17 protein-coding genes are annotated in these 17,705 nt (G+C 71.2%); 13 read left to right on the forward strand and 4 right to left on the reverse strand.

What is annotated here, in order from left to right:
- Positions 1–24 precede the first annotated feature (24 nt).
- Genes ptsP through ACYVGI_RS13200 form a run of 4 tightly spaced genes read left to right on the forward strand, consistent with a single transcriptional unit; the run spans position 25 to position 4,878 of the window.
- Positions 25–1,632: a phosphoenolpyruvate--protein phosphotransferase gene (gene ptsP / locus ACYVGI_RS13185; protein ID WP_460633403.1), complete on the forward strand. Its 1,608-nt coding sequence runs from the start codon at positions 25–27 to the stop codon at positions 1,630–1,632.
- Between the two features lie 24 nt (positions 1,633–1,656).
- Positions 1,657–3,270 carry a PTS mannitol transporter subunit IICB gene (locus ACYVGI_RS13190; RefSeq protein ID WP_460633070.1) on the forward strand — a complete coding sequence of 538 codons (1,614 nt, stop codon included), beginning with the start codon at positions 1,657–1,659 and terminating at the stop codon, positions 3,268–3,270.
- On the forward strand, positions 3,267–3,704 hold the full coding sequence (locus ACYVGI_RS13195; protein ID WP_460633071.1) for a PTS sugar transporter subunit IIA: 438 nt from the start codon (positions 3,267–3,269) through the stop codon (positions 3,702–3,704). The genes ACYVGI_RS13190 and ACYVGI_RS13195 overlap by 4 nt, the downstream gene beginning before the upstream one ends.
- A 13-nt stretch (positions 3,705–3,717) precedes the next feature.
- Positions 3,718–4,878 carry a mannitol-1-phosphate 5-dehydrogenase gene (locus ACYVGI_RS13200; RefSeq protein ID WP_460633072.1) on the forward strand — a complete coding sequence of 387 codons (1,161 nt, stop codon included), beginning with the start codon at positions 3,718–3,720 and terminating at the stop codon, positions 4,876–4,878.
- Between the two features lie 48 nt (positions 4,879–4,926).
- Here ACYVGI_RS13200 and ACYVGI_RS13205 read toward each other — a convergent pair whose 3' ends face one another.
- The 4 genes from ACYVGI_RS13205 to ACYVGI_RS13220 are packed head-to-tail and all read right to left on the reverse strand — an operon-like array spanning position 4,927 to position 9,222.
- Positions 4,927–5,607, reverse strand: a complete 681-nt coding sequence (locus ACYVGI_RS13205) for an RBBP9/YdeN family alpha/beta hydrolase (RefSeq protein WP_460633073.1) — start codon at positions 5,605–5,607, stop codon at positions 4,927–4,929.
- Positions 5,604–7,241: an N-acyl-D-amino-acid deacylase family protein gene (locus ACYVGI_RS13210; RefSeq protein WP_460633074.1), complete on the reverse strand. Its 1,638-nt coding sequence runs from the start codon at positions 7,239–7,241 to the stop codon at positions 5,604–5,606. The genes ACYVGI_RS13205 and ACYVGI_RS13210 overlap by 4 nt, the downstream gene beginning before the upstream one ends.
- Entirely contained in the window at positions 7,238–7,921 is a 684-nt protein-coding gene (locus tag ACYVGI_RS13215; RefSeq protein ID WP_460633075.1) for a bifunctional 4-hydroxy-2-oxoglutarate aldolase/2-dehydro-3-deoxy-phosphogluconate aldolase, read from the reverse strand. The genes ACYVGI_RS13210 and ACYVGI_RS13215 overlap by 4 nt, the downstream gene beginning before the upstream one ends.
- A gap of 26 nt (positions 7,922–7,947) precedes the next feature.
- Positions 7,948–9,222: a type III PLP-dependent enzyme domain-containing protein gene (locus ACYVGI_RS13220; protein WP_460633076.1), complete on the reverse strand. Its 1,275-nt coding sequence runs from the start codon at positions 9,220–9,222 to the stop codon at positions 7,948–7,950.
- A gap of 148 nt (positions 9,223–9,370) precedes the next feature.
- Here ACYVGI_RS13220 and ACYVGI_RS13225 point away from each other — a divergent pair, with 148 nt between their 5' ends.
- The 9 genes from ACYVGI_RS13225 to ACYVGI_RS13265 all read left to right on the forward strand — a co-directional run bounded on the left by ACYVGI_RS13225 (position 9,371) and on the right by ACYVGI_RS13265 (position 17,651).
- Positions 9,371–10,378, forward strand: coding sequence for a sugar kinase (locus tag ACYVGI_RS13225; RefSeq protein WP_460633077.1), 1,008 nt, complete (start codon positions 9,371–9,373; stop codon positions 10,376–10,378).
- Complete coding sequence (locus ACYVGI_RS13230; protein WP_460633078.1) at positions 10,375–11,172, forward strand: IclR family transcriptional regulator; 798 nt, start codon at positions 10,375–10,377, stop codon at positions 11,170–11,172. The genes ACYVGI_RS13225 and ACYVGI_RS13230 overlap by 4 nt, the downstream gene beginning before the upstream one ends.
- Positions 11,165–11,569 (forward strand): RidA family protein, encoded by a 405-nt coding sequence (locus ACYVGI_RS13235; RefSeq protein ID WP_460633079.1) that lies wholly within the window; start codon positions 11,165–11,167, stop codon positions 11,567–11,569. Before ACYVGI_RS13230 ends, ACYVGI_RS13235 begins: the two co-directional genes overlap by 8 nt.
- Positions 11,570–11,721: 152 nt before the next feature.
- Positions 11,722–13,527, forward strand: a complete 1,806-nt coding sequence (locus ACYVGI_RS13240; RefSeq protein WP_460633080.1) for an SLC13 family permease — start codon at positions 11,722–11,724, stop codon at positions 13,525–13,527.
- Between the two features lie 118 nt (positions 13,528–13,645).
- A complete protein-coding gene (locus ACYVGI_RS13245) occupies positions 13,646–14,443 on the forward strand; it encodes an ABC transporter ATP-binding protein (RefSeq protein WP_460633081.1) in 798 nt (265 codons plus the stop codon).
- Between the two features lie 67 nt (positions 14,444–14,510).
- Positions 14,511–15,665: a type III polyketide synthase gene (locus ACYVGI_RS13250; protein WP_460633082.1), complete on the forward strand. Its 1,155-nt coding sequence runs from the start codon at positions 14,511–14,513 to the stop codon at positions 15,663–15,665.
- 8 nt (positions 15,666–15,673) lie between these two features.
- Positions 15,674–16,186, forward strand: a complete 513-nt coding sequence (locus ACYVGI_RS13255) for an isoprenylcysteine carboxyl methyltransferase family protein (protein ID WP_460633404.1) — start codon at positions 15,674–15,676, stop codon at positions 16,184–16,186.
- Positions 16,183–17,247 (forward strand): NAD(P)/FAD-dependent oxidoreductase, encoded by a 1,065-nt coding sequence (locus ACYVGI_RS13260; RefSeq protein ID WP_460633083.1) that lies wholly within the window; start codon positions 16,183–16,185, stop codon positions 17,245–17,247. The genes ACYVGI_RS13255 and ACYVGI_RS13260 overlap by 4 nt, the downstream gene beginning before the upstream one ends.
- Before the next feature lie 65 nt (positions 17,248–17,312).
- Positions 17,313–17,651 carry a ParB family protein gene (locus ACYVGI_RS13265; protein WP_460633084.1) on the forward strand — a complete coding sequence of 113 codons (339 nt, stop codon included), beginning with the start codon at positions 17,313–17,315 and terminating at the stop codon, positions 17,649–17,651.
- Positions 17,652–17,705 lie beyond the last annotated feature (54 nt).

The following is a 17,705-nucleotide window of genomic DNA, read 5'->3' on the forward strand; positions in this document are numbered from 1 at the left end:
ACGGCCATCGGCCCCGTGCTCCGGATGTCCGACCCGCTCCCAGAGCCCGCCGACAGTCCCAGCGCCAGCACCCCGGACGAGGAGCGCGCACGGTTCGCGTCCGCCGTCTCCGTCGTCGCCGACGACCTGCGCGGACGCGCGGCGAAGGTGCACGGCACCGCGGCCGATGTGCTCGAAGCGCAGTCGATGATGGCGGAGGACTCCACTCTCGCCTCCGACGTCTCCGACCGCCTCGGCACAGGCAAGACCGCCGAGCGTGCCGTGTTCGAGGGCTTCGCAGTCTTCCGCGACATGCTCATCGGCCTGGGCGGCTACATGGGCGAGCGCGCCACCGACCTCGACGACGTCGCCCAGCGCGTCATCGCCGCGCTCTCCGGCCGCCCTGCCCCCGGCGTTCCGGAGTCGGACACCCCGTACATCCTCGTCGCCCACGACCTCGCACCGGCCGACACCGCCCTGCTCGACCTGACCAAGGTGCTCGGCCTGGTCACCCGCGAGGGAGGGCCGACATCGCACACCGCGATCCTGGCGCGCGAGAAGGCCATCGTCGCCATCGTCGGCGTCTCCGGGGCCGACGCGCTCGCGGACGGCACGGAGCTCATCGTGGACGCCGCATCCGGAACCGTCGTCGTCGCCCCGGACGCCGCCCAGCGCTCGGACGCGGAGCGCCGCATCGCCGAGCGCGCAGCTGCCCTCTCCGGCGGCGTCGAGCCCGGCGTGCTCGCCGACGGCACCGCCATCCCGCTGCTCGCCAACCTCGGCTCCGCCGACGGCGCGCAGAAGGCAGTGGATGCGGGAGCGGAGGGTGTCGGCCTGTTCCGCACCGAGTTCCTCTTCCTCGACCAGCGCATGGCTCCGACCGTCGAGCAGCAGCGTGCGGAGTACATCCGGCTGCTGTCGGCGTTCCCCGGCCAGAAGGTCGTGGCGCGTGTGCTCGACGCCGGCGCCGACAAGCCGCTCGAGTTCCTGAACGACGCACACGAGGACAACCCGGCGCTCGGCCTGCGAGGCCTCCGGGCACTCCGCGCCAACGAGGACCTGCTGCGCGAACAGCTCACCGCCCTGGCCGAGGCCGACGCGGCCACGGACGCCGACCTGTGGGTCATGGCCCCGATGGTCGCCACCGTGGAGGAGACGCGCTACTTCGTGCAGCTCGCCACCGAGTTCGGCCTCAAGACGGTCGGTGTGATGGTGGAGATCCCCTCGGCGGCGCTGACGGCCGACCGCATCCTGCGCGAGGCGGCGTTCGCATCCATCGGCACCAACGACCTCACCCAGTACACGCTCGCGGCCGACCGTCTGCTCGGCTCGGTCGCCGGGTTCCAGGACCCGTGGCACCCCGCCGTCCTCCGCCTGATCGGCGAGGTCGGCGCAGCGGGCCGCGAGCACGGCAAGCCGGTCGGCATCTGCGGCGAGGCTGCGGCCGACCCGCTGCTCGCCGTCGTGCTCGTCGGCCTGGGCGCCACCACCCTGTCCATGTCGCCGTCCGCCATCGCAGACGTGCGCATGTCCATCAAGCGCTTCACCCTCGACCAGGCGAAACACCTGGCCGAGATCGCCATTGCCGCCGACGGCGCGGCAGAGGCCCGGGATGCGGTCACGGCCGCGATCTCCGGGCATCCCCCTCAGTAACCCCGACAGAAACGAGGCACCACAATGTCCACGGCGTCAGAGACGACGACACGGAAGCCGGGCGGCGCACGCGTTCACGTGCAGCGCTTCGGAACCTTCCTCTCGAACATGGTCATGCCGAACATCCCCGCGTTCATCGCGTGGGGGTTCATCACGGCCCTGTTCATCGCGACCGGTTGGCTGCAGAGCACCAACTGGGCGATCAGCGGCATCCTGGGCGGCTTCGGCGACCAGGCCAAGATCGGCTGGGAGGGCGCGGCCACCGTGCTCGCCCAGGACGCAGGTGGCCATACCTTCCAGCAGTACGTCGGCCTCGTCGGCCCGATGATCACGTACCTGCTGCCTCTGCTCATCGCGAACACCGGAGGCCGCATGGTCTACGGCGTCCGCGGCGGCGTCGTCGGCTCGATCGCGACCATGGGCGTTATCGTCGGCAGCAACATCCCGATGTTCATCGGCGCGATGATCATGGGCCCGATCGGCGCATACGTGATCAAGCAGGTCGACCGCATCTGGGACGGCAAGATCAAGGCCGGATTCGAGATGCTGGTGAACAACTTCTCGGCCGGCATCGTCGGCATGTTGTTGTCGATCGGCGCGTTCTTCGGCATCGCACCGATCGTCGAGTGGCTGAGCAGCGTGCTCGGCGGCGCGGTCAACTGGCTGGTGTCGCTGCACCTGCTGCCGCTCGCGAGTATCCTGATCGAGCCGGGCAAGGTGCTGTTCCTCAACAACGCCATCAACCACGGCGTGCTCACGCCGCTCGGCATCGAGCAGGCGCAGCAGACCGGCAAGTCGATCCTGTTCCTCCTGGAGGCGAACCCCGGCCCCGGCCTCGGCATCCTTGCCGCGTACTCGTTCTTCGGTCTCGGCGTCGCCCGCGCGAGCGCTCCTGGCGCCATCATCATCCAGTTCTTCGGTGGCATCCACGAGATCTACTTCCCCTATGTGCTGATGAAGCCGATCCTCATCATCGGCGCCATCGCCGGTGGCATGACCGGTGTCGCGATCAACGCCGCCTTCCAGACCGGCCTCCGTGCCCCCGCATCCCCCGGCTCGATCATCGCCGTGCTGCTGCAGACCCCTGGCCCGAGCCTCGTCGGCGTCGTACTCTCAGTCGTGGGAGCCGCTGCGGTGTCGTTCATCGTCTGCTCGGTGATCCTGCGGGCGAGCCGCAAGCGCGACCTCGCCGCGGGCAACGCCGGTGACATGACCGCCGCCGTCGCCGCGACCCAGGCCAACAAGGGCAAGGAGTCGAGCGTGCTGCAGAGTCTCGTCAACGAGGGCGAGCACGACACCGGCGACGCCCAGGGAGACGCCACCTCGCGCCTCGTGCGCAACATCGTCTTCGCCTGCGACGCGGGGATGGGGTCGAGCGCGATGGGCGCGTCCGTCCTCCGCAACAAGATCAAGAAGGCCGGGATCGAGGGCGTGACGGTCACGAACCAGGCGATCAGCAACCTCGACGGCAGCGCCGACCTGGTGATCACCCAGCGCGAGCTGACCGACAGGGCGAAGGGCCAGTCTCCCGACTCGCAGCACGTCTCCGTCGACAACTTCATGAACAGCCCGCGCTACGACGAGGTCGTCGACCTCGTGAAGGCGCAGCAGAAAACACCGGAGGAAGCGAACAAATGACCGACACCATTCTCGACCGGGCGAACGTGGTGGCCGCGGGTTCCGCGACCACCAGGGAGGACGCCATCCGCGAGGCGGGCGCGCTGCTGGTGAACACCGGCGCCGTCGAGCCCGCGTACGTCGACTCGATGCACGACCGCGAGAACACCGTGTCCACCTTCATGGGCAACGGCCTCGCGATCCCGCACGGCACCAACGAGTCCAAGGACGAGATCAAGCGGTCGGCACTGTCGTTCATCCGCTACTCCTCGCCGCTCGACTGGGGCGGCGAGGAGGTGCGGTTCGTGGTCGGCATCGCCGGTCAGAACAACGAGCACCTGGAGATCCTGTCCAAGATCGCGATCCTCTTCTCGGAGGAGGACGACGTGCAGAAGCTGCTCGACGCACCGGATGCGGACGCCCTGTTCGCCCTCCTCGCCGACGTGAATGAGTGAGGCGGGCGAACCAATGAAGGCCGTCCACTTCGGTGCTGGCAACATCGGCCGCGGCTTCGTGGGGCTCCTGCTCCACGAAGCCGGGTACGAGGTGGTGTTCGCCGACGTCAACGCCGAGCTGATCGACGCTCTCGCCGCCGCAGACTCATACCGCGTGCACGAGGTGGGCGAGACCTCGAAGACGACGGTGGTCGACGGTTTCCGCGCCATCAACAGCGCACAGGACGAAGCAGCGCTGATCGCGGAGATCGCGACAGCCGACATCGTCACCACGGCGGTCGGCCCGCGCATCCTGCGCTTCGTGGCTCCCGTGATCGCGGCCGGGCTGGCCGCCCGCGCCGACGACGCGCCGCGCCTGGCCGTTCTGGCCTGCGAGAACGCGATCGGCGCGACCGACCTGCTCGCCGCCGAACTGTTCGACGGCCTGCCGGACGACGAGACCAGGGATGCGCTGGCCGCCAAGGCGATCTTCGCAAACACCGCTGTCGACCGCATCGTGCCAGCCCAGGCCCCGGACGCCGGCATCGACGTGACCGTCGAGGCGTTCTACGAGTGGGTGGTCGACCGCAGCCCGTTCGCTGGCGCGGAGCCGAGCATCCCCGGCGCGCACTTCGTCGACTCGCTCGCACCGTACATCGAGCGCAAGCTGTTCACGGTGAACACCGGGCACGCGACGGTGGCGTACACCGGCTTCCTCGCCGGCGCGACGACGATCAGCGAGGCGATCGCGATCCCAGAGGTGCGCTCGGCGGCTGAGGCGGCACTGGCGGAGACCTCGGCCGCCCTGGTCGCCAAGCACGGTCTGGACCCGGCCGACCTGGCGGCGTACCGGGCGAAGATCCTGGACCGGTTCACGAACCCGTACCTGGTGGACGAGGTGACCCGCGTCGGCCGTGAGCCGCTGCGCAAGCTCGGCAGGAACGACCGATTCATCGGCCCTGCCGCGGACTACGTGCAGTACGCGGGCGGCATCCCGGAGGCGCTGCTGGCGGCGGTCGGCGCCGCGCTGCGGTTCGACGTGCCGGACGACACGCAGAGCGTCGAACTGCAGCAGCTTCTGCGCGAGGCGGCAGCGGAGGACATCGTGCGAGAGATCACCGGCGTAGCGGAAGACGAGCCCCTCTTCGCACCGCTGGTGGCGACGGTGCGTGCCGTGCAGGAGTCGCCCCGCTAGGCGCACTCCCCATCGAGTGGTCCCGAATTGCCGTGCACGCCCGCGTGCTTACGGCAATTCGGGACCACTCGTTGTGTTCGGGGTGAGAGGGGTGGCGGGGTCGAGACACCAGTCGAGAACCGACGGCCACACTCCGTATCCGGCCGTGCGCTCGAGGTGACCTCCGCCCGGGATGATCGTGACCGGGATGCCCAGCGGTGCGCCGAACACGGCCAGCGCTCCCTCCGGGCAGAACGGGTCTGCGTCCGAGGCGGCGATCTGCGCCGGGGTGCCCGGCGCGGTCAGCGGAAGGGCGGCGAACGCGGCGATCTCCGGTTCGTCGGCGATGAAGGCGGGTGCAGGCGGGGCGACGAGCAGCACGCGCTCGACGGCGTCCTCCGGCGGTCGCGCCCCGAGCCAGAGCAGGCAGGCCAGGCTGTGCGCGAGCACGGTGACGCGGGCGCTGTCGCCGTCACCGCTGTCACAGCCGTCACCGCCGTCACCGTCACCGCCGTCGCCGCCAGCCGCCTCCGCCAGCGCCGCAGCCGTCGCGGCGCGCCACGCATCCACGTCGGGGTGCGCCGCATCCGGGAGCTGCGGGTACACCACCCGCTCGCCGCGTGCCCGCAGCGCGGAGGCGAGTTCGTGCTGCCAGTGGCCGGGAGGGCGGAAGTTGTCCCAGCCGTGCAGGATGAGGAAGGCGCGGCGGCCGGGCTGAGGTGTCTCGGCCTGGGATGTCTCGCTGGTCACGCAGCGACTCTACGCAACGCGCGGCCCGGCGTCTCGTCCGTGCGCATCCCGTCGGCCAGCACTGGGCGCCCGGCGACGAACACCCACGGGATGCCCGCCGCCTGCTGCCGAGGTTCGGCGTACGTGGCGCGGTCGGCGACGGTGGCGGGATCGAACAGCACCAGGTCGGCCGTGAGACCGGCGGCGATCCTGCCGCGATCGGTCAGGCCGAGGCGGGCGGCGGGGCGGGCGGACAGGTGCACGATCGCGTCCTCCAGGGTGAGCACGCCCTCCTCGCGCACGTAGTGGCCGAGGTAGCGGGGGAAGGTGCCCCAGGCGCGCGGGTGCGGCTTGGCGCCGACCAGGATCCCGTCGCTCCCTCCGGTGTGGCGCGGGTGCCGCATCATCGTGCGGACGTTCTGCTCGTCGCCGACATGCTGCAGGATGCTCGTGCCCAGCCGGTCGGCGACCAGCAGCTCCAGATACACCGAGGAGGGCGGGGCGCCTCGGTCGGCGGCGAGGGAGTCGATGGTGCGTCCGACCGCGGAGGCGAACGCCTGGTCGCGCACGCCGGAGATCTCGATGGTCGCCCAGTCCACCGGGACGCCGTGGCAGCCGTCCGTGCCGACCACCTCCAGCTCGTGCGCGACCCGCGCCCGCACCTCCTGGTCGCCGAGGCGAGCGATCGTGGCCTCCGGGCCGCCGACCGCCGCCCAGCTCGGCAGCAGCGCGGAGAGCGTGGTGGACCCCGCCAGGTACGGGTAGGTGTCGAGCGTGATGTCCACGCCGTCCGCGAGCGCCAGGTCGATCAGCGCGACCAGCTCGGACGCCCTGCCCCTGTTGACGCCGAAGTTCATGGTGGCGTGCGTGAGGTGCAGCGCGCATCCGGAGCTGCGGGCGATGTCGATCACCTCGGCGTACGCGTCGAGCGCGCCTGCGCCGTACGAGCGCTGGTGCGGCGCGTAGAAGCCGCCGTGCTCGCCGACCACCGCGCAGAGGGCGGCGAGCTCTGCAGTGTCGGCGAACATCCCCGGCACGTAGGTGAGGCCGGAGGACAGGCCGAACGCGCCGTCGCGCATCCCCTCGGCCACGATGGCGCGCATCCGGTCGAGTTCGGCGGACGTGGCCGGTCGGCGCTCGTTGCCGACCACCGCCATGCGGACGGAGCCCTGCGGGATGAGGTATGCGACGTTGGCGGCGGGCGCGCTCGCATCAACGGAGGCAAGGTAGTCGGCCACGCTGCGCCAGGTGTATTCGAGGTCGGGGACGCCGTTCCAGCCTGCGAGCTGTTCGCGGAGGACCGGTATCGTCTCGTCGGTCGTCGGCGCGTACGAGAGGCCGTCCTGGCCGACGACCTCCGTGGTGACGCCCTGGGAGACCTTGGCGAGGTGCGCGCTGTCGGTGAGGACGGCGAGGTCGGAGTGCGCGTGCATATCGATGAAACCGGGGGCGACGGCGAGTCCGTCCGCGTCGACGATGCGGGCCCCGGTGGCGTCGAGGTGCGCGCCGACGTCCGCGATCCTGTCGCCGTGCAGCAGCACGTCCGCGCGGTGGCCTGGCCTGCCGGTGCCGTCGAGCACGAGGCCGCCGCGCAGCAGAGTGGGCGGCGCTGCGGCGGACGCTGCGGCGGACGCTGCGGTGGATGCGCGGCTCACGACCCCTGCGCCGCCGCCACGAACGCGGCGGCACGCCCGGTGACCGCCGCCCAGTCCGCCGCCTCGATGGCCGCCGCCGGGACGACGCTCGACCCGGCGGTGACCGCGAGCGCGCCCGCAGCCACCCACGCGGCTGCGTTGTCGGCGTGGAGTCCGCCGGACGGAACGAAGGGGACGCCGGGGAAGGGACCTGCCAGGTCTTTCAGGTAGCCGGGCCCGACCAGCGAGGCGGGGAAGATCTTCACGGCGGCGGCGCCAGCCTCGACCGCGCGCATCACCTCGCTGGGGCTGAGCGCGCCCAGCAGGAACGGGATGCCCGCATCCCGGCAGATCGCGGCGACGCCGTCGTGCAGTCCTGGCGTGACGATGAAGCCGGCGCCAGCGGCGATGGCGGCCTCCGCCCTGGCCTCGTCGGTGACCGTGCCTGCGCCGACCAGCGCGGCCGCGTCTCCGCGCTCGGCCGCGACGGCAGCAGCGGAGACGGCCTCAGCCACGATCCGCTCGACGCCAGGGGTCGTGAAGGTGAACTCGACCGTGCGGATGCCGCCCGCGACCAACGCGGCGCAGAGGCCGGCGGGATCGTCGATGCGCGGAGCGCGCACCACGGTGAGGGCGCGGTCGGCGCGGAGGACGCCGAGGAGGGCGGGGGCGGGGGCGAGGGCGGGGTCGGTGTCGTTCATCTGGCTCCTGAGTGCGGGGGTGGTCGTCATCCGAATACCGTCTCCAGTAGGCCGATGACGTGCGGCGTCTCCGCCGTCACGTCGTCCACCACCGGCAGCGCACGCCACTTGTCGAACGTCGTGCACGGGTGCGAGAGGCCGAAGCGCATCACGTCGCCCACCTCCACCACGGCCGACTCCGGCACGCGCACGAAGGTGTGCTGGTCGTTCATCGCTGTTGCGACGGCGCCGTCGAACGGTGCGGCGACGTGCTCGCCGAAGCGGCGCAGCGCCTGCGGAACCGGAAGCCCCTCGTCGTACGGGAAGTCGCGCTTGCCCGCATCCACCAGCACCAGCCCCGGCTCCGGGCGGGACACGACCGTCGCCCAGCCGTGGATCGCGGAGCGGAACTCCCCTCCGGGACCCCGGCCGAGCGGTGTGATGCCGCTGTAGAAGCCGTCGTCGTGCGTGATGTACGCGCCGGAACGCAGCAGCACGTCGACCGCACGCCCGCGCTCGCCCGCGAGGTCGCGGCGGGGCGCGAGCACCTCGGCGACTACGTCGAAGTATGCGCTGCCGCCGGCGGTGAGGATAGCGGGCGCCCCTGCCGGGTAGAGCCCGGCCGCGTCGATGGCGTCGTGCAGGGCGAGCATCCGCTGCAGATAGGAGCGCACAACGGCGAGCGCCGCCTCAGACCCGTCGTGCGCGAGCGCGCCCTCGTAGCCCGCGACACCGGCCAGCCGCAGGCCAGTGGATGCGGCGACCGCCTCCGCAACGGCCAGAGCGTCCTCCACGGTGCGCGCCCCGGTGCGCCCACCCGGGGCGCCGAGCTCGACGAGCACACCGAGCCGCGGATGCGGGCCACCGTCCGGATGCGCGGCACCCTCCGCCGTCTCCGTCAGCACCGCATCCATGAGCTGCACCGTGCGCACCGAATCGGCCCACACCAGCACCCGTTCGGCGTTCGGCGCGACGAACCGGACGGCGTCCGGCTGCACCAGCGCGTTGGCGAGCATGATGCGCGGAACGCCCCACTCGACGGCGACGGAGAGCTGCCATGGGGTCGCGACCGTGATGCCCCAGGCGCCGGCGTCGAGCTGGCGCTGCCAGAGTTCGCGGTTCATGGTCGTCTTGCCGTGCGGCGCGATGCCGACGCCCGCCGAGGCGCACCACGCGGCCATCGTGGCGAGGTTGTGCTGCACGGCGGCTTCGCTCACCGTGACGAGTGGGGTGGGGAAGGCGGTCAGAGGGGGGCGCAGGTCGGCGAGCGCCGCGACGTCCTCCGCCCCGTACGCGAGCGGCATGGCCTTGCTGGCGAGCACACGACTCCTTCATGCGTTGCATATGACGCAACGCTGATTGCGTAAACTGTTGCCTCTGTTCTAGCATGACGACCATCCCCGACGGAACCCCGCAGCAACCGCAGTGACGGCAGCGGCACCGTCGATACGAGACCGAGACGAGGAGCGAGTGGGCACACTGGTGACGATCGGAGAGGCCATGGTCGTCCTCTACCCGGAAGCGCACCGCCCGCTCGCCGAGGCCGAGACCTTCGGCTCCGACGTCGGCGGTGCCGAGTTCAACGTCGCCACCTCGCTCGCGCGCATGGGCCTGCCGACCGCGTGGATCTCCCGCCTCGGTGATGACGGCTTCGGCGAGCGCATCCGTGCAACGGCCGCCGAGTCCGGGCTCGACCTGTCAGCGGTCGACACCGACGACGCCCGCCCGACCGGCATCTACGTCAAAGAGACCGCCAGCGGTCCAGACGGCGCCGGCACGCGGATGCACTACTACCGCAGCGGCTCCGCGGCGTCCGCCATCGGCCGCGACGGCCTCACCGCCCAACCGGCAGCGAGCATCCTGCGCGACGCGGCCATTGTGCACACCAGCGGCATCACGGCCGCCATTTCGGACAGCGCAGCGGATGCGGTCGCCGCTCTCCGCGAGCTCACCGGCGAGCACACCACGATCAGCGTCGACCTCAACCACCGGCCGCGGCTCTGGCAGGGCAGGGACACCGCGCCGCTCGACGCACTGGTCGGCCAGGCCGACACGCTGTTCGTCGGCGCTGACGAAGCGGAGCGGCACTTCGGGCACAGCGATCCCCTGCGGCTGTTCGACGCGCATCCCCTGCTCGAGCGGGTGGTGGTCAAGGACGACGCACGGCGCGCATCCAGCTATCTGCGGCATGGCGAGGAGACTCACGTTCCGTGCCTGACCGTGGAGGTGGTGGAGCCGGTCGGCGCCGGCGACGCCTTCGCGGCCGGATACCTGGCCGGGCTCGCGGAGGGACGCGACGCCGCCGCGTGCCTGCGGATCGGCCACGCGCTGGCGGCGCTGACCCTGATCGGTCACGGCGACCGTCCCCTGACAGTGCCGGATGCGCGAGAGCGCGACCTGATCGCGGAGGCCGACGACGACGCCTGGTCGCACTGGCGCGTTCACCCCGGCGAGATCCCCTGGCGGTCGGCGACGTGAGCCAGTCGCTCTCCCGCGCCCTCGACCTGCTCGGCCTCGTCGCGAACGGCACGAGAAGTCTCGACGCCCTCGCGGACGCGGTCGGCGTGCACAAGACCACCGTGCTGCGGCTGCTGCGGACGCTGGAACAGCACGGCTACGTCACCCGCGACTCCGAGTACCACTACCACGTCGGCTCCGCCGTCTTCCAGCTCGCGCAGACCTCGCTCGACGCCCGGGATGTGCGTGGCGTGGCCTCCCCCGTCCTGCGCGCGCTCGGCGCGGACACCGGGCAGACCGTGCACCTGGCAGCGTACGACGCCGGAACCGTGACGTACATCGACAAGGTCGAATCCCGGCAGCCGCTGCGGATGTATTCGCGCGTCGGACTCCCGGCGGCGCTGCACGCCACGGCGGTCGCGAAGGTGCTGCTCGGCGGCCTGGACGATGCCGAGCTGGCGCGCGTCGCATCCGGAGTCGACTACGAACGGTTCACCGGCAACACGATCGGCTCTGCGGCCGAGCTCATCGACGAGGTGCGGCGCAGCGCGGCACGCGGGTGGGCGCAGGACCACGAGGAGCACGAGACGTTCATGAACTGCGTCGGCGCGCCGGTGTTCGGAGCGGACGGGAGGATCGCTGCGGCGGTGTCCGTCTCCGTGCCGAACGTCGTGCTGCCGTACGAGGGCGTGCTCGGCCTGCTGCCCGCGCTGCACGACGCCACCGCCCGCATCTCCGCCGAGCTCGGCTTCGCGGGCGACGCACCCTACCTTCCTCCCGCATCCCCACCGTCTCGAAAGGACACCCATGGCTGACCGCACCACAATCGTCACGTCCGACGCTCCCGCCCCGGCGCACACCTTCTCGCAGGGGGTGAAGCGCGGACCGTTCCTGCAGGTCTCCGGCCAGGGGCCCGTCGACCCGGCGACCAGCGAGTACCTGTTCCCGGACGACGTGGCCGCGCAGACCACCCGCACGCTGCAGAACGTGGAGGCGATCCTCGCGGCGGGCGGAGCGACGTTCGACGACGTGATGATGCTGCGGGTCTACCTCACCAAGCGCGAAGACTTCGCGATTATGAACGAGGCGTACGGCGCGTTCATCGCGCCGCGGGTCGCCTCCGGCGTCCTCCCCGCGCGCACCACGGTCTTCACCGGTCTCCCCCGCGCCGAAATGCTCGTCGAGATCGACGCGCTCGCCGTCCTCGCCTGACCGCCCCCTCCCCCGTTCCGCAGCCATCGAGCCGCGACTTGTGCTCGCGCCTCGTCGGCGTGTCGCGTGCATAAGTCCCGGCTCGATTGCTTCGGGCGAGGGTCGGGGATGCATGTATTTGCGGGGGTGAGGTGGGGCACTAGGGTCGGGGTGTGAACGACATCGCAGTGACGATGGTGATCCTGGCCCTGGCGGTCGTAGCGTTCGTCAGCGGCAAGGTCCCGACCGGGCTCGTCGCCGTCGGAGCGTCCCTGGCACTCCTGGCCACGGGCGTGCTCGACCTCTCGCAAGCCTTCGCGGGCTTCGCCGACCCGGCGGTCGTGCTGATCGCCGCCCTGTTCGTGGTCGCGGAGGGCCTCGACGCCTCCGGACTCACGGGATGGGCCGGGCAGCAGCTCGTCGCCCGCGGCGGTACCAAGACGGCCGTGCTGACGGTGCTCGTGATGCTCGTGGTCGCCGTGCTGTCCGCTCTGATCAGCGTGAACGGCGCTGTCGCCGCGCTGCTCCCCGTGGTCGTGGTCGTCGCATCCCGGATCTCGGTCGCGCCGTCGAAGCTGCTGCTGCCTCTCGCGTTCGGCGCCCACGCCGGCTCCCTGCTCACCCTCACCGGCAGCCCGGTCAACGTCATCATCTCCGAGCTCGCCGCGACCACAGGCCACGGGGCGTTCGGCTTCTTCGACTTCACCGTCATCGGTGCGGTCCTCGTGATCGGCACCGTCCTCATCACCGTGCTGTTCGGGCGCTGGCTCATCCCCGACCGCCGCCCGGCGACCATGCCCCGCGACCTCAGCGATCACGCCCGCACCCTGCTCCGCGAGTATGCGACGCCGCAGCCGTTCGCCAGGGTCAGGGTGCGCGGCGGCTCCCCGCTGATTGGCCGCCCGACGACCAGGCTCAGCCTCGGAGACCAGTCGCCGGTGCAGGTGATCGCGGTGCAGGGCACCGACCGCCGCCCGGCCGGTGAGGTCGTCCGTCCGGGCGACCGGCTGCTGCTCCGCGGCGACACGGCGAGCATCCGCATCCTGAAGCACGACGCGAAGCTGGCAGGGCTGGGTGTCAACGGCTCGCTCGGCCGCACGGAGGCCCTGATCGACTCGACATACGGGGTGGCAGAGGTCGTGGTCGCGCCCAGGTCGAGCATGGTCGGCGAGAGCGTGTTCCCCGGCATGATCACCGACAGCGGCGACCTGGTCATCCTCGCCGTGCAGCGCTCCGGTGAGCCGATCGACACCCAGACCATCGTGCTCGAATCCGGCGACACCCTCCTCGTGCAGGGCCGCTGGGACAAGCTCGACCTCACTCTCGCAGACCCGGAGCTGCTGGTGGTCGACGCACCCGACCAGCTCCGCAGGCAGGCGGCCCCGCTCGGCAGCCGCGCCTGGATCGCCCTCACCGTCCTCGTGCTCATGGTGGCGGCGCTCGCCACCGGGATCATGCCGCCCGCGGTCGTCGGGCTGCTCGCCGCTGCGGCGATGGTGCTCACCAGGGTCGTCACGGTCGAGCGCGCTCACCGTTCCATCTCCTGGACCACCCTGCTGCTGGTCGGCGGCATGATCCCGATGTCGACGGCGATCACCAAGACCGGAGCGGCCGAACTCATCGCCACCGGGCTCGTCTCCGCTGTCGGCCAGTACGGTCCCCTCCTGGTGCTCGCCTCGCTCTGCATCGTCGCGCTGATCTTCGGCCAGCTCATCAGCAACACGGCGACGGCGCTCATCATCGCCCCGATCGCGGTCTCGGTCGCCGGAGAGCTGCACGTCTCCCCTCTGCCGTTCCTGATGGCCGTCGCCGTCGTCTGCGCCGCAGCGTTCCTCACCCCGGTCGCCACCCCGGCCAACTTCATGATCATGGGTCCGGCCGGTCTCCGCTTCGGCGACTACTGGCGCTACGGCCTGGTGCTCGTCGCCCTGTTCCTCGCGGCCGCGATCTTCCTCGTCCCCCTCATCTGGCCGTTCTAGCCCCCGCCGCCGCGCCCGCCGCCGCGCAGCCATCGAGCCCAGGCTTTCTCACCGCAAAACGCGGAAATAGCGTGAAGAAGCCTGGGGTCGATGGCGGCGTGCGTGGAACGATAGACGCGTGGAAGAGCGCGTGGTGCTGCAGGTAGACGGTGTCGGCTTCGTGCGCGGAGGACGCACGATCCTCGACGGGATCGGGATGCGCGTGCACGCCGGAGAGCACTGGGCGCTGATCGGCTCGAACGGCGCAGGCAAGAGCACGATCCTCAGTATGCTCGGCGCGGTCGTGCATCCCACCAGGGGAACAGTGGATGTGCTCGGCCGCCGTCTCGGACGCGTCGACCTGCGCGAGCTGCGCGGCCTGATCGGCCACGTCAACCCGAGGCACGAGGTGCGCTCTCCCCTGACCGTGCGCGACGTGGTGCTCACCGGAGCAACCGGCACGACAGAGCGCATGATGCGCTGGGAGCCCACCGCAGAGCAGGAGCGCAGAGCCGACGAGCTCATCCACCTGCTCGGGATGCACGACCTCGCCGACGCGCTCTGGCCCGTCCTCTCCCAGGGCGAGCGCGGCCGCGCCCTCATCGCCCGCGCCCTCCTGCCCGACCCGCACCTGCTGCTGCTCGACGAGCCGAGCACCGGTCTCGACATCGCGGCGAGGGAGCACCTGCTCGACCGGATCGACGGGCTGCGCGCCCAGCATCCCGACCTCGCGAGCGTGCTGGTCACGCACCATCTCGAGGAGTTGCCGGCGACCACCACCCACGCGATGCTGCTCCGCGACGGCCGGATCGTCGCGCAGGGCGCCGCCGACGACGTGCTCACCAGCGAGCTCATCTCCGAGACGCTCGACTACCCGCTGGAGCTGACGCGCACCGACGGTCGCTGGGCGGTCAGAACCGCGAGAAACCGGGACTGAGACCGGCCAACATGGGAATCGTCCCCGTCGGGGTCGCGCCGCCGTCACGCGGTGGTACGTTTCGCATGTGAGCCGCATCGTGTCGGTGGCTCCGGTCGTGCCCGACCGGAGTTACAGCCAGGGCGAGATCACCGCGGCTCTGCTCGCGATGATCACCGCCGACCCAGGGCGTCAGGCGGTGATGCGTCGCATCCACGCATCCAGTGGGGTGGAGACGCGCAATCTCGTGATGCCGCTCGAACGGTACAGTTCGATCGCATCGTTCCAGGAGTCGAACGACTTCTTCATCGCCGAGGGCACGACGCTCGCCGAACGCGCCCTGACCAGCGCGCTCGCGGCGGCGGGGCTGCAGCCGACGGATGTCGACTTCCTCCTGTTCACCTCGGTGACGGGCATCGCCGCGCCCTCGATCGACGCGCAACTGGTGCAGCGACTCGGTCTGCGCACGGATGTGAAGCGGCTCCCGAGCTTCGGACTTGGCTGCGTCGCCGGTGCCGCGGGAATCGCCCGCGTGCACGACTACCTCACCGGCCACCCGAACGAAGTGGCGGTGCTGCTCTCTGTCGAGCTCTGCTCGCTCACCGTGCAGGCCAGCGACGACTCGATGGCGAACATCGTCGCGAGCGGCCTGTTCGGCGACGGCGCAGCGGCGGTGATCATGGTCGGCGACAACCGCGCCACGCAGCTCGGCCTGCCAGGGCCGGAGATCGTCGACACCCGCAGCCGCATCTACCCGGACACAGCGGATGTGATCGGCTGGGACATCGGGGGCACGGGCTTCCGCATCGTGCTCAGCGCCGGCGTCCCGGACGTGATCGACCGCAACTTCGCGTCGGACGCCGAAGGGCTCCTCGCCGCGCACGACCTGACGATCGCCGATGTCGGGGCATGGGCCGCGCATCCAGGCGGCCCCAAGATCCTGGAGGCGTTCTCCCGCGCTCTCGACCTGCCGGACGGCGCGCTCGACGCGAGCTGGCGTTCGCTGGCGCGGGTCGGCAACCTCTCGTCGGCCGCCGTGCTGCACGTGCTCGCCGAACTGATGGATGCGCACCCTGCGCCCGGCACGAACGGCCTGCTCTTCGCGCTCGGCCCCGGCGTCACCGCCGAGCTCGTGCTGCTGCGCTGGGCGGACGGGACCGCGGAAGCGGTCGACGCCGCCGCATCGCGCTCCGCCGCGCTGGACGCCGCTCACGACCCCGCCTCGATGGGCACGGCCGCGTGATCCTCTACATGATCCTGGTGCTCGCCACCGGCGGCGAGCGCATCGCCGAGCTGATCGTGTCGTCGCGCAACGCGGCGTGGTCGTTCGCCCGAGGGGGCGTCGAGTTCGGCAAGGGGCACTTCCCACCGATGGTGGCGCTGCACACCGGGCTGCTGCTGGCGTGCCTGGCCGAGGTCTGGTTCGGGAATCGTCCGTTCATCCCGTGGCTGGGATGGCCGATGCTCGTGCTCGTGCTGGCCAGCCAGGCGCTGCGCTGGTGGTGCATCGCCGCCCTCGGGCCGCGCTGGAACACCCGCGTCATCATCGTGCGCGACCTGCCGCTCGTCACCCGCGGGCCGTACCGCTGGCTGAAGCACCCCAACTATGTGGCGGTCGTGGTGGAGGGGTTCGCGCTTCCGCTCGTGCACACCGCGTGGATCACGGCCATCGCGTTCACGGTGCTGAACGCCGTGCTGCTGCTGGCGGTGCGCATCCCGTGCGAGAACCGGGCGCTGGCGTCGGTGGAGCCCGCGCGAGCATGAACGCGACGCCCGGCCTGATCGCGGTGGGGGCGGGCCCGGTGGGACTTGCCTGCGCGATCGAGGCTCGGCTGGCCGGGATCGAGGTGCTGGTGATCGAGGCGAGAGACGATCCGATCGACAAGGCGTGCGGCGAAGGGCTGATGCCGGGCGCACTGGCGGCCCTGCACCTGATGGGGGTCGACCCTGCCGGGCATCCGCTGGCCGGGATCGCCTACCTGGACAGCACGAAGACGGTCGAGCACCGGTTCTCCGAACGGCAAGGGCGCGGGGTGCGGCGGACGACGCTGCAGCAGGCGCTCGCGACACGGGCGCGCGAACTCGGGGCGACCGTCGAGCGGGCGCGCGTGGTCGGGCTGGAGAACGGGGCCGACGAGGTGTCGGTGATCCTCGCGACGGACGCCGCGCATCCCACCGGTGGCAGGCGCACGGCCCCGTGGCTGATCGCGGCGGACGGACTGCACTCACCGCTCCGCCGTCTCTCCGGCCTCGACGGGCGGCCGCAACGGGATGCGCACCGCCGCTTCGGGGTGCGCCGCCACTACGCGATCGCACCGTGGACCGACCTCGTCGAGGTGCACTGGGCGGCGGACGTGGAGGCGTACGTGACCCCCGTCGACGAGAACCTCGTCGGCGTCGCCGTGCTCGGCCCTCGCCCGCTCGATCAGGATGCGGCCCTCGCGCGCATCCCGCAGCTCGCCGAACGACTGCGCGGCGTGGAGGCGGTCAGCTCGGTGCGCGGGGCCGGTCCGCTGCTGCAGCGCACGAAAGCGCGCACGGCCGGGCGCCTTCTGCTGGTGGGCGACGCCTCCGGCTACGTCGACGCTCTCACCGGAGAGGGGATGCGCGTGGGCTTCGCGCAGGCACGCGCCGCGGTCGCCGCGGTGGCCGCCGCCGACCCTGCGCGCTACGAGCGGGCGTGGCGCACGACGACGCGGGACTTCCGGATGCTCACCTCGGCGCTGGTGACGGCGGCCCGCTCGCCGATGCGCGGCCGGATCGTGCCGGCGGCGACGGCGAGGCCGCAGCTCTTCGGCTCGATCGTCGAGCGGCTGTCGCGGTAGACAAGGGAGTACGAGTAGTATGTGACACGGTCAGTAATCAGACGCGGTATTTCGAAGGGAGCACGATGGGTGAAGCAACCCCGTCCGGCGGCAAATCGGAAGCCGCCGTCGACGATGCCCCGGATGTGATCTCCGAGTTCCGCCTCCGGCCGACCACGGTCGCCGGAGTCACCGGGCTCTCGCGCCGCACGACCATCACGTTCTACCTGACGGACGGCCTGCGCAACCGGGCGCGAGCCGCCTACCGCTCGACGTCGTTCGACGAGAAGGACAGCAGTTGGTCCGAGATGCTCAACAAGGCACTCATCACCGAGATCGAGCGCCGCGAGAGCCTCTACAACGACGGCGTCGAGTTCACCGGCAACGACGAGCCGCTCACGCCGGGCCGCCCCATCGGCTTCTAGCCGCGTCGGCCGGCACGAGTCGTGCAAAACGCGCGGTCAGGGCGCGCGGCACCG

This window comes from Leifsonia lichenia, assembly GCF_054780215.1.